The organism is Aquimarina callyspongiae (genome assembly GCF_034322225.1).
Classification (GTDB): Bacteria; Bacteroidota; Bacteroidia; order Flavobacteriales; family Flavobacteriaceae; genus Aquimarina.
On the sequence record NZ_JAXLPA010000004.1, the window covers coordinates 435,750 to 448,349 of the forward strand.

The window sequence follows — 12,600 nt, forward strand, 5'->3', positions numbered from 1 at the left end:
CTTCTCTAACATAAGGGTAACGCAAAACTTACCGGATAAAAGGTAACATTTCGTCCAGATTCAGCACATGATTATAGAATTAGTAATCAACAAAGTCGAATCTATGAGATCAAAACCCCTTCTCTTTCAATCTTCACATTTCTATATATACCTATGTATACTCTTTCATACCAAACCATTAGAGTATGATCAATTATTATTATCCTTTTTTGATAATGAGATATGATTAGAGCAAAAAAAATTAACATCCCCTTTCTTATCATAACAATTTCTACTTTCTTAGGAATTTTGACCGGCTATTATTGGTTTCAAAATATACAATCCAAACTTATCATTCTCAGTATTTCCATAATAGTATTAGTGTTTGCCTTGCTCCGATCTGGTAGAATATTTAGTAAATCTTATTTTTTCACATTTACAACCATCATCGTTTTTATTCTTTTTGGAACGACATTGGTTGATCTTCATAATCCAAAAAACAAAGAGCAGCATTATACTCATTTTATCACTTCAAAAAACGATATAAACCCTAACGTAGGAATTAAATTTCATATCCATAAAAGATTAAAACCCACTTCTTATTATGAAAAGTATATAGTTTCAGTTACACTTCTTAACAATACTGATTGTCAAGGCAAAGTTTTATTACAACTTCCAAAAGACAGTACTAATATCATTTTAAATATTGGAAATACTTATACAGCTTATGCCAAGTTAAAACCCATTTCAAAACCTATTAATCCTGATCAATTTGACTATGCTAAATACCTTGAAAACAATTACCTATTTCATCAAATCACTCTTTCTTACAATCAATTAATTGATAATCACACTCAAGTACAATCCGTATTTTATTATAGTGACCAAATCAGAAAACATATTAATAGTAAACTTTCTCAATATTCTTTTAATAAAAAACAATTATCGATAATTAACGCTTTACTTTTAGGTCAACGACAGGGTATTAATCCTGAGACTTTTCGAGAATATCGAGATGCTGGAGCCATTCATATACTTGCTATTTCTGGATTACACATAGGGATTCTTTTAGGCCTTTTTAATATTGTTTTTAAGCCTTTAGAAAAATTAGGTCGAGTTGGTAAAACCATTAAACTGGTGTTAGTCATTTCACTACTTTGGATTTTTGCAGTTATTGCAGGGCTGTCGCCATCAGTCCTTAGAGCAGTAACCATGTTTTCTTTTCTATCTATAGGGATACAAATTCGATCCCGAACCAGTATTTATGATTCTCTTTTTATCTCTATGTTTATATTATTGTGTTTTGATCCATTATTGTTGTTTTCTGTTGGGTTTCAATTAAGTTATACTGCAGTATTTGCTATACTTTGGATACAACCATTGTTAGCTAACCTTTATCAACCCAAGTTTTACATCTCTAAAAAGTTATGGGAAACTTTTACAGTAACTATCGCTGCGCAATTAGGACTATTGCCATTAACTTTATTTTATTTTCATCAGTTTCCTCTTTTATTTTTTATTTCAAATCTCATTATAATTCCTTTTCTGGGTTTGATTTTAGGATGTGGTATTCTAATTATTTTATTGGCTTTGACAGGGCTTCTATCCGAGTTTATCGCTAACTGGTTTGGACATTGTATTAATTTTATGAATGATTTTATCAGCTTGGTAGCTCAACAGGAGTTTTTTTTAATTACAAATATTACATTCTCCTGGAGAATGCTCATTCTTCTTTATCTAGTTATTATTACATCCATCAGAGTATTTTACAATAGTACATTCAGTAAGATATACCTGTGCTGTATTAGTATTATCTTATTATTTTCAGTTTTGATTTATGAAAAACATCAGAATATCAATAACGAAGAGTTGATTGTATTTCATCATCATAAAAAAACTGTAATTGGAGTATTAAAAAATCAAAAGTTTACAATCTATAGTAGTGACAGTATCCCTGAAAAAACTAAAACTTTCTTATTCTCAAATTATCTAATCAAAAAACAAGCTAAGGTAGACTCTTTTGTTCCTTTAAAGAATAGTTACAAATATAAAAACAAAACAATTTTGGTCATTGATAGCTTTGGTATTCATCCAATTACAAAAGTAAAACCTGATATTGTTCTTTTATCCGGTTCTCCTAAAATCCATCTAACAAGAATTATTGATAGTTTGAAACCAAAACAAATCATTGCCGATGCGAGCAATTACAAAAGTTATATCGATCGATGGGAAAACAGCTGTAAAAAAGAAAATATTCTTTTTTATCGTACAGATAAAAAAGGTGCTTTTATATTGAATTAATAAAAACATTATTATTATTCAAATGACCCTATCTATGAGTTTTTAATCTTTTTATACACCAAACGTGATCATAAAATTAGTTTCCAGAAAAAATATGAACTCATTTAATATAATTTTATGCTAAAATCATCAATACAATCACGATTATTATAAAACTTTTATAGCGAGTTTCCGATATTTGAACAAAAATAAACTTTGAAAAACATATTCTTCTTTCTCGTTATATTGAGTAACTATGTTGTATCTGCTCAATATAAAATCACCGGTACAGTAATAGATAACAACAGTAATAATCCCATCAAAAATGTTCAAATATTAGATGTGAATTCTAACAAAAAAGTTAATACTGATGCAAGCGGTAAATTTGAAATCTTAGCGACTGGAGATTTAAAAATCTTTAAAGATGGTTATGATCAAAAAATAATTACAATTACCAAAGATCAGGATATTACTATTATTCTTATTTCTACAATAACAGACTTAGATGAAGTTATAATTAATAGTCTATCTATTCCTGCCACTTACAAATATAGTACAGAAGCTATTTCAATAGTTAGTACAGAAGATATCCAACGAGGAAATCCTATAGAGTTACATCCTATTTTAAATCGTGTACCTGGCGTTTTCATGCAAAATGCAACGTTAAATACTAATAGAATTACAATTAGAGGTATTGGAGCTAGAAATTTATTCGGAACTGCAAATATACGAGCTTATTATGGTGATATTCCATTAACTGATGGCAATGGAGAATCTTCTATAGAAGATCTTGAATTAGGAGCTTTATCAGGAATAGAAATTCATAAAGGACCTAGTTCTAGCAGTTATGGTGTAGGTTTAGGAGGCACTATATTGTTAAAACCCGATTTTTCAACATCTACAGAGAGTAAAGCAATGCTGTCTTCTACTTTTGGGAGTTATGGATTACGAAGAATTTTGGCCAAAGCCACTGTAGGGAGCAAAAAATCAAAGTTAAATATTCTTTATAGTAATAATCATTCTGATGGTTATCGCGATAATAATGAATATGACAGAAACACAATAACACTGACTTCAACTCACAACTTAGGAGATCAGGATAACATTACATTTCTTGGTAGCTATATAAATCTTAAAGCAGGTATCCCTAGTTCATTAGATCAAGAAGATTATGATAACACCCCAAGGCAAGCAGCCTTTACCTGGGGTAGATCGCAAGCTTTTGAAGATGTCGACTATGCTATTCTTGGATTAACCTGGAAACATCAATACAACAGTAGTTTATCTCACAACACCAGTATTTTCGGTTCATTTAGAGATAATCATGAACCCAGGCCATTTAACATACTAAAAGAAAACTCAAGTAACTACGGTATACGAAGCAGAGTTTTAGGTTCTCATAACCTTAAACTAGGTAAAATCGATTGGAACTTGGGAGGTGAGTTTTTTTATGATAATTATTCCGGTAGAACTTTTGAAAATTTATACGAAGATTTTCCTATAGGTACAGGAAGTGTTCAAGGAAATCAACTTTCGGATTTAGAAGAAAAAAGGTATTACTACAATCTTTTTGCAGAAACCAATTATGAGCTTAGTAAAAAACTAAGATTCAATCTTGGATTACATCTCAATCAAACCTTCTTTAATATTGATGATCAGTTTTTATTAGATGGAGAAGATAGTTCAGGTGAATTTGATTTTACCCCCATACTTTCCCCAAAAATAGGAGTTAACTATCAAGTGAATGCTAATTTCACCCTTTTCGGAAACATTGCACATGGTTTCTCCACTCCTACTACTTCTGAAACCTTATTACCTGATGGAATTTTTAATCCCGATATCAAACCTGAAAAAGGATGGAATTATGAAATAGGAACACGTTATAAACTATTTAATAATAAATTATATGGCTCTTTATCCATTTACACACTTAGAGTAGATGATTTATTAGTATCAAGAAGAACAGCTGATGATAACTTTTTTGCTATAAATGCAGGAAAAACCAGCCATAATGGTATTGAAACAACACTAAATTATGATATCCTTCAACTAGATAATTTATTACTTACCTTTTTTGCAAACGCCTCCATAAATGACTATACATTTAATGAGTTTATTGATCTCGATAACGACTTCTCAGATAATGATCTTACAGGAGTTCCTTCAGAAGTGATTAATCTTGGTATAGACTTAATAACAGAAAAAGGTTTTTACGGAAATCTTAATTTCCAATCCGTAGGAAGCATTCCTGTAAATGATGCTAATACTGTTTTTAGTGATAGTTATACTCTATTACACGGTAAATTAGGGTATAAAAACACTTTAGGTAATCGATTAGAATATAACCTGTTTTTTGGAGCTAATAATATTTTGGATACCAAATACGTATCACAGCTTCAAATCAATGCTAGAGGTTTTGGTGGTAACGCTCCCAGGTATTTTTATCCAGGGTTGCCATTTAACATATATAGTGGGATTAACATAAATTATAGATTTTAAAGCATAATTCTTTGTATTTTTCTCCTGTAAATTTATAATTCATGAAGAAATTCTTATCGCTCAAGTTTTTATTTCTAATCACTATTATATCCTGTGCTCAGGAAAAGGAAAATGATATCCTTTTAGAAGAAGATCCTAAAAATTATACTACAGAAATTGTAGTTCCTGATTTACAAATCCCTTGGGGTATGGCCTGGTTACCAGATGGAAGCATGCTCATTACAGAAAAAAGTGGAGAGTTGATTCATTTTAAAAATGGAAGTAAAACCAGTATCAATAATGTTCCTGAAGTATATAATCGTAATCAAGGCGGATTATTAGATATAGAACTACATCCAGATTATGAAAAAAATGGATGGATATATATTACGTATTCCTCCAGAGAAGGAACAGAAAAAGGAGGAAATACTGCGTTAATAAGAGCTAAACTAAAAGATAATCAATTAATTGATATTGAAAAGTTATATAAAGGAACGCCAAACACTACTCGTGGGCATCACTTTGGTTCTCGAATAGAGTTTGATAAAGAAGGGTATTTGTATTTCTGTATTGGAGATCGTGGTAATCGTGATGTTAACCCTCAGGATATAACCAAAGATGGAGGAAAGATTTATCGTTTAAACGATGACGGAAGTATTCCTGAAGACAATCCTTTTGCAAATAAAAAAGGTGCTAAAAAAGCTATATTCTCCTATGGTCACCGTAACCCTCAAGGAATGGCAATAAACCCCATAAACGGATCCATATGGGTTCATGAGCATGGTCCCAGAGGTGGAGATGAGATTAATCCTATAAAAAAAGGAGTGAACTACGGATGGCCGATAATTACCTATGGTATCAATTATAGTGGTACGTCTATTACAGATATCACTGCCAAAGAAGGAATGCAGCAACCTCTCTATTATTGGGTACCTTCTATTGCTCCTAGTGGTATGGACTTTGTTACCAGTGATAAATATCCCGAATGGAAAAATGATTTATTAGTAGGTTCTTTAAAATTTCAATACCTGGAATTATTAGAAATCACAAATAACAAAGTATCTAGAAGACAAAAATTATTAGACGGTATAGGACGTGTACGCAATGTAAGACAAGGGCCTGATGGTTTTGTATATGTGGCTGTAGAAAATAAAGGCATCCTAAAAGTAATTCCTAAATAAAATGAAGAAGTATCTAAAACGTTTTTTTGTACTAGAAAGTATTGTTTTTATTATGAGTATTTCGCTAATCGCTCAATACAATACATCTGATACTCAAAATTATAATAATATAGAAATATTACAAGACGCAACCCTTAAAGAAAGTATTACCAGAGGTTCTGAAGTATACACTGACTTTTGCATGCAATGCCATCTTCCTGATGGAAAAGGCACCCCCAAAATATTTCCACCACTTGCTGGATCAGATTGGTTAGTTGATAAGCGCAAAGAAAGTATCCATTCTATAAAATATGGGTTAAGTGGCCCTATAAAAGTAAACGGTACTGAATACAACAGTGCAATGACTTCATTAGGACTTGAAGATGAAGAAATAGCCGATGTTATGAATTATATTATGAATAGCTGGGGAAATACTCAAAAAAAGATGGTGACCGTCGATGAAGTTGCCGCTATTAAAAAATAATTCTTTGTGCTTCCACAAGTTCAATAATATCATATCCAGAAAAAGTTTTCTAATAAGGCATGAAGAGGATTGTTTCTATTTTTTGACTCTTATTTTATTATAGATCATACCAATAATACTATCTATTACGTTAGAATTGTAAAATAGTTCTTAAATTAGACGTAGTTGATCTATTGAATATTTGTCAAATGTCGAATGCATGAAACCCTTGGTATTCTTATTAGTACTGTTATCATGTCTATGCCATGCGCAAGAGGAAGAAAGTTCTCCGAATACGTATAGGTTCAGATATAAATCAGAAGTATACAAAGGAACCAGAATGCATATTACTGATCAATTAAGAACTTTAAAAAACAATTCCTGGTTCATCAATATTCCAGAAGAAAAACAAATAGTACTTACTAGCTTATTTAAAAAGGTTAAAAATCAACCAATACCACGTTTATATAAAAAAAATGCCATAATATTTCTGGATGCTTTATATAGCTATGAAGATTTCTTACATATCTATGATCAAATACTTTATGAAGTTATGATAAGCCTCAAAAAAGATATGCGCCGTTTAGACCTTAAATTTGAAAAAGAATTTATTAAAGCCAAGATTATATTAGACAGAGTAAAAAAAGAAGAATTAGACGACCAGAAAGAAATAAATCGACTCTCTGTTGAACTTCGCAACAAACAAATCAAATTACTAAGTCACCGATGGATGAAGAAAAAATTTGAAAAATATAGAGGTATCGATGCAGTTAAAAAACCTGACGAATTAGTTAAAGAATTTAAAAAAAGGGAAGCTACCAATGTTTTCAGAATGATTGAAGAAAATAATATCCCCAAAATCAATCCTTATCTTGAAAATCAGATCATTGAATTTTTTAATAAAAAATCACTTCCAGAAATACATCCTGATAAACTTGAACTCGATTATATTGATAAAATATAATAAACTACATTGCATTACTGTAAATACACGTAAACAATGAGTTTCAAAAAAACTCTATAATTCACTATAAATAATACCATTATTAAAATTGAGTACAGAAAGCTATAAAATTATTGGTTTAATGTCTGGAACCTCTCTTGATGGGTTGGATATTGCCTACTGCCATTTTAGGAAGACACAAGATAAATGGATATTTACTATTCCGTATGCTGATAGTATTGATTACGAACAAGCGTTTAAAAAAGAATTAAAAAACACGGTGTCCTTACCTGCCTCTCAACTCCTATCTTTTAATAATATGTATGGAAAATGGTTAGGAGACCAAACAAAAGAATTTATTGTAAAAAACAATATCGAAGTAGATTTTATATCCAGCCATGGGCATACTATTTTTCATCAACCAGAAATAGGATTAACATACCAAATAGGATCAGGACAACACTTAGCTAATGCTTCTGGCCATAAAGTGATTTGTGATTTTAGAACTAATGATGTTGCACTTGGAGGCCAAGGAGCTCCGTTAGTACCAATTGGGGATCAACTACTATTTGGCAGTTATGATTTTTGCTTAAATCTTGGAGGTATTAGTAATATCTCGTTTGAAAGTAACAAGAAAAGAGTAGCATATGATATTTCGCCAGTAAACATGCTTCTCAATTTAATTTGTTCTTTTATTAATAAAGAATATGACGATAAAGGTCAAATAGCGAGATCAGGGAAAATAAATAATTCTCTCCTCAATAAATTAAATTCTTTAGCATATTATCAATTACCACATCCCAAATCTTTAGGTTTTGAATGGTTTACAGAAAATATAATTCCGATTATAAAAAACACTAATGATTCTGTTGAGAACCTTTTGTACACTTCTGTGCATCATATAGCTACTCAAATTGCAAATACAATCATTGGTACTCAACAAAAGAATATTACAATACTTATAACAGGTGGTGGTGCAAAAAATGAATTTCTAATAGAAATTATAAAAAATAAGTTACAGGATATAGCTACTATTGTGGTTCCTGATATAGATACCATTGATTATAAAGAGGCTTTAATTTTTGCTTTTATGGGAGTCTTAAAAGAACGAAACGAAATAAACTGCCTTAAATCGGTTACAGGAGCAAGAAAAAATTCATCTTCTGGGGTTATATTTTTTCCATCTTAAAAATTATAAATCATATAATTAGAATTGATTTATTTCAAAATCGTTGATAAAAACAAAAAAACTAAATCCTACACCTTCTTCAAACTCAAAAACAATAATTAAATTTGCCAAAAAAGTATAATACATGTTAATTATCGGTATTGCCGGAGGTACAGGGTGCGGAAAAACTACAGTGGTTAATCAAATTGTAAACGAATTACCCGAAAATGAAGTATGTGTCATTTCACAAGATTCATACTATAAAGATACTAGTCATCTTACATATGATGAACGAGTAAAAATAAACTTCGACCATCCTCAATCTATTGATTTTGAATTACTAGGACAACATTTAACAGATCTAAGAAATGACAAAACTATAAATCAACCTGTATATTCTTTTGTAGAACATAACCGAACTGGGGAAACTATAAAAACTAAACCTAGTAAAGTGATCATTGTTGAAGGGATTCTGATACTTACTAATCCTGCTATCCGGGATATGTTTGATATTAAAATTTATGTACATACTGATAGTGATGAACGCTTAATAAGACGTTTAAAACGTGATATAGCAGAACGTGGACGAGATATGGAAGAAGTCTTAGATCGATATCAAAATACACTAAAACCAATGCACCAGCAATTTATCGATCCCACAAAGGAGTTTGCAGATTTGATTATTCCAAACAACAATTATAATAATGTTGCTGTTGATATTGTACGCACCATCATTAAAGAGCGCTTGAATTAACTTTTTGTACCTTTACAACCAATATTATTCTCACATAGATTGAAACTGCGAAGCTATTTTCAGAAACTAAAAAACAAACCGGCGCTGATTCCGATATTTGCCATATTTTTAAATAAATATGTACTTATCATATTAGTATTTGTAATATGGATGTTATTTCTGGATACTAACTCTTGGCTCATTCATAGAGAACTGGATCAAGAAATTCAAGAACTAAAAAATAACAAAGAATACTATATTAAAGAGATCGTAAAAGATCAAAAAGATATAAAAGTATTAAAGGATAGTAACGAACTCGAAAAATTTGCGAGAGAGGAATATTTCATGAAGCGTGATAATGAAGAGATTTATATCATCGAATACGAAGATAGCATTCCTAAAACTAAAAAAGATGACTAAACCCTTATTTGATAATTTTGATGAAGTTTCTACTAAACAATGGAAACAGAAAATTCAATTTGACCTAAAAGGAGCTGATTATAATGAAGCTTTAATATTTAAGTCTTTAGAAGGTATTGACATAAAACCTTTTTATAATCAAGACGATCTTACAAACATAGATATCACTCAATTACATCCTACTTCTTGGAAAAATGCTCACCGTGTATTGGTTAATGAAGCCGGTGAAGGAAATAAAAAAGCGCTGGACCTTATCAAAAAAGGAGTAGAAAGTATTTATTTTGTTATTACTAATCAAAATATTTCTTTACCCACTCTATTTCAAAATTTACCAAAGGAGATTCCTCTTTTTGTTCAAACAGAATTTCTATCTTCTGCTTACAATAAAGAATTAAATACTATTGCTAAGAACGATGATTTAAAAATTTGGGTTTTAACAGATATTATAGGTAATTTATCTCAAACAGGTAATTGGTTTAAAAACCTGAAAGAAGATCATACTAATTTAGAATTACTTACCAATGAGAGTTCTCATTTAAAAAGCATCATAAGTATCGATTGTGGTTTATATCAAAATGCAGGAGCCACTATGGTACAACAATTAGCATATGGTATAGCGCATATAAATGAATATTTAAATCATTTTGATACAAAAGAGGTAAACCCTTTTAAAAATTCTCCGGTAGTATTCAAAGTAGCAATTGGAGGTAATTATTTTTTCGAAATTGCAAAACTTAGGGCATTACGATTATTATGGAATACTCTTGCAGCAGAATATGGTATTCAGAAAAATTGTCATATTCTCGCATTTCCATCTTATCGCAATAAAACCATTCTGGATTATAATGTAAATATGCTTCGTACAACTACTGAATGTATGAGTGCAATTCTAGGTGGTGCAGATACTATATATAATGTACCCTATGATGCTATTTATAATCTTGATAATGATTTCGGTACAAGGATTTCTCTTAACCAATTATTAATTCTCAAAAACGAAAGTTATTTTGGTTTAGTTAGTAATCCCGCATCAGGAGCCTACTATATAGAAAGCTTAACCGATCAGTTAGCCGAAAAAGCATTATCACTATTTAAAAACATAGAAGAAGGCGGTGGTTTCCTACATCAGCTCAAATCTGGCATCATTCAGAAAAAAATAAAAGAAAGCGCCGATAAAGAACAAGAGCTTTTTGATGCAGAGAAAATCGTTCTTACAGGATCTAACAAATATCAAAATACTGAAGAAGTAATTCCTAGGTTTGAAAAACCTCCTTTTCCCGAGAAAAAGGCCAGAAAAACAATATTAGCACCTATCATAACAAGAAGATTACCGCAACAAATCGAGCAAAAAACCGTAAAAAATTTAACATAATCCACTTTTTTTTTGTAACTTACTGAAAGTAAAGCACTTTAAATAACTAATATATTTAATCTAAATGCCCCAAAAGATTAAACATACGTTTCTATTAGCTTGCATGATTTTATGTACTTCAGTAGTAAGCTATTCACAGGTTAACAATCCTCAGTTTGATTGCCTGAGCATTGACAATGCAGGTCTGTTAAGAAAGTCATTTGCTTCTTTTGAAAAAGATCTTTTTACTCATTACAACTTTGAAAACGATACAGTTAAAACGTATAGAACATTTTTAAATGAAGTGTATACATTATCAATCAACTTACGTAAACTACCTTCAGACAATTCAATTCAATTAGCAAGAATATTCAAAAAAAGAGCCACTGACAGAAATTCTCTTTGGGTTTTATTAAGTCAATATGGTGAAGAAATGGTTGCTTCTGATGGTACAAATATTCAGAAAACGACTCAAGATGGTGAAGAAGAAATTTTGACTTTCAACTATAGAGGAGGGTTTATTCAATGTCTTAAAAATAATAGTGATAGTGAACTGTTTATTGACATTATAAACACCTTAGAATTAGACGGAAACGTGAGTCCATCTCTTATTGCTCAGAGGTTACATGACCTCCCTGATGGGGAATTTAACACTCCTCAAGTCAAGAATTTTATCGCATTTGATATATTTTACTCAATTTTACTTGTAATAGAGAAGGCTTTTAAATAAAACTGTTTCTCTCCTCAAAACCTCTATAAAACCCTATAAACACTACAAAAACAGAAATTAGCAGTAATCACAAATGTTAACAAAATCATAATAAAAATAATTATTTTGTTAAAAAAAAACGGAAAACACAATAATAATTAAATTGTAATTCATAAATTTATTGCTACAATCCTTGAATAAATACTAACATTACTAAATCTTAATCAATGCCCCATAAGATTAGGTCTGGAGTTATAAGTACGTTGTTTGTATTTTTATTAACACACGTGTTATACGCTCAGTCGGACCATATTTGTCTAAGTGTAGATAAAACCGGTATTATAAAAAAAGCCTACGATTCTTTCGAAAAGGATTTGTTTAACTATTACAAATTCGGTAATGATTCTATAAAAACTTATAGAACCTTTCTGGCAGAAGTAGCAAGTCTATCTGTAAACCTCAGAAAGCTTCCATCAGATAATTCAATTCAACTGACTAGAGAATTTAAAAAAATCGCTAATGATAAAAAATCCCTATGGGTGCGTCTAAGCGAATATGAAAATCAAGAAGCCGGAAGAAAACCATATCCTTCAACATATTCTAAAAAGAATGAAGAAGAAATTTTAATATTTAATTATCGAGGTGGTTTTATTCAGTGTTTAAAAAACACCAGCGAAAGTGATGATTTTAAAGAAATCATTAGTGCCTTAGAAAGTGATGGTAATATTAGTACCTCTTTAACTGCACAAAAACTTTATTACATTACTGATAAAGAATTTAAAACGATTGAGATCAAAAAGTTTATAGCCTTTGACATTTACTTTTCTATATTAATGGTGATTGAAAAAGCATTTGGATAAAAATTTTAAATAATTCTCATCAAAAAGAGGACTAGAATCTATTTTTTTCAATAAAA

Annotated in this window: 11 protein-coding genes; all 11 read left to right on the plus strand. The window is 30.4% G+C overall.

Annotation, left to right across the window (positions count from 1 at the left end):
- The first annotated feature begins 222 nt into the window (after nt 1-222).
- The 11 genes from U0D62_RS18530 to U0D62_RS18580 all read left to right on the plus strand — a co-directional run bounded on the left by U0D62_RS18530 (nt 223) and on the right by U0D62_RS18580 (nt 12,544).
- On the plus strand, nt 223-2,280 hold the full coding sequence (locus U0D62_RS18530; protein ID WP_322288822.1) for a ComEC/Rec2 family competence protein: 2,058 nt from the start codon (nt 223-225) through the stop codon (nt 2,278-2,280).
- A gap of 195 nt (nt 2,281-2,475) precedes the next feature.
- Nucleotides 2,476-4,758, plus strand: a complete 2,283-nt coding sequence (locus U0D62_RS18535; protein WP_322288823.1) for a TonB-dependent receptor domain-containing protein — start codon at nt 2,476-2,478, stop codon at nt 4,756-4,758.
- 41 nt (nt 4,759-4,799) lie between these two features.
- Nucleotides 4,800-5,918 carry a PQQ-dependent sugar dehydrogenase gene (locus U0D62_RS18540; protein ID WP_322288824.1) on the plus strand — a complete coding sequence of 373 codons (1,119 nt, stop codon included), beginning with the start codon at nt 4,800-4,802 and terminating at the stop codon, nt 5,916-5,918.
- 1 nt (nt 5,919) lies between these two features.
- Nucleotides 5,920-6,381 (plus strand): c-type cytochrome, encoded by a 462-nt coding sequence (locus U0D62_RS18545; protein ID WP_322288825.1) that lies wholly within the window; start codon nt 5,920-5,922, stop codon nt 6,379-6,381.
- A 199-nt stretch (nt 6,382-6,580) separates the two neighbouring features.
- Nucleotides 6,581-7,324: a hypothetical protein gene (locus tag U0D62_RS18550; protein ID WP_322288826.1), complete on the plus strand. Its 744-nt coding sequence runs from the start codon at nt 6,581-6,583 to the stop codon at nt 7,322-7,324.
- Nucleotides 7,325-7,412: 88 nt separating this feature from the next.
- A complete protein-coding gene (locus tag U0D62_RS18555; protein WP_322288827.1) occupies nt 7,413-8,492 on the plus strand; it encodes an anhydro-N-acetylmuramic acid kinase in 1,080 nt (359 codons plus the stop codon).
- 124 nt (nt 8,493-8,616) lie between these two features.
- On the plus strand, nt 8,617-9,225 hold the full coding sequence (gene udk, locus U0D62_RS18560; RefSeq protein WP_322288828.1) for a uridine kinase: 609 nt from the start codon (nt 8,617-8,619) through the stop codon (nt 9,223-9,225).
- A 45-nt stretch (nt 9,226-9,270) separates the two neighbouring features.
- Entirely contained in the window at nt 9,271-9,624 is a 354-nt protein-coding gene (locus tag U0D62_RS18565; protein ID WP_416135554.1) for an FtsB family cell division protein, read from the plus strand.
- A complete protein-coding gene (locus U0D62_RS18570) occupies nt 9,617-10,996 on the plus strand; it encodes a methylmalonyl-CoA mutase subunit beta (protein WP_322288829.1) in 1,380 nt (459 codons plus the stop codon). Before U0D62_RS18565 ends, U0D62_RS18570 begins: the two co-directional genes overlap by 8 nt.
- A gap of 64 nt (nt 10,997-11,060) precedes the next feature.
- On the plus strand, nt 11,061-11,705 hold the full coding sequence (locus U0D62_RS18575) for a hypothetical protein (RefSeq protein WP_322288830.1): 645 nt from the start codon (nt 11,061-11,063) through the stop codon (nt 11,703-11,705).
- A 206-nt stretch (nt 11,706-11,911) separates the two neighbouring features.
- On the plus strand, nt 11,912-12,544 hold the full coding sequence (locus tag U0D62_RS18580; protein ID WP_322288831.1) for a hypothetical protein: 633 nt from the start codon (nt 11,912-11,914) through the stop codon (nt 12,542-12,544).
- Nucleotides 12,545-12,600: the final 56 nt, after the last annotated feature.

What these genes read in the sequence shown, in the direction of transcription:
- U0D62_RS18530 (WP_322288822.1), top strand. Translation starts at nt 223, where the DNA reads ATGATTAGAGCAAAAAAAATTAACATCCCCTTTCTTATCATAACAATT.
- U0D62_RS18540 (WP_322288824.1), top strand. Translation starts at nt 4,800, where the DNA reads ATGAAGAAATTCTTATCGCTCAAGTTTTTATTTCTAATCACTATTATA.
- U0D62_RS18545 (WP_322288825.1), top strand. Translation starts at nt 5,920, where the DNA reads ATGAAGAAGTATCTAAAACGTTTTTTTGTACTAGAAAGTATTGTTTTT.
- U0D62_RS18550 (WP_322288826.1), top strand. Translation starts at nt 6,581, where the DNA reads ATGAAACCCTTGGTATTCTTATTAGTACTGTTATCATGTCTATGCCAT.
- udk (WP_322288828.1), top strand. Translation starts at nt 8,617, where the DNA reads ATGTTAATTATCGGTATTGCCGGAGGTACAGGGTGCGGAAAAACTACA.
- U0D62_RS18570 (WP_322288829.1), top strand. Translation starts at nt 9,617, where the DNA reads ATGACTAAACCCTTATTTGATAATTTTGATGAAGTTTCTACTAAACAA.
- U0D62_RS18575 (WP_322288830.1), top strand. Translation starts at nt 11,061, where the DNA reads ATGCCCCAAAAGATTAAACATACGTTTCTATTAGCTTGCATGATTTTA.
- U0D62_RS18580 (WP_322288831.1), top strand. Translation starts at nt 11,912, where the DNA reads ATGCCCCATAAGATTAGGTCTGGAGTTATAAGTACGTTGTTTGTATTT.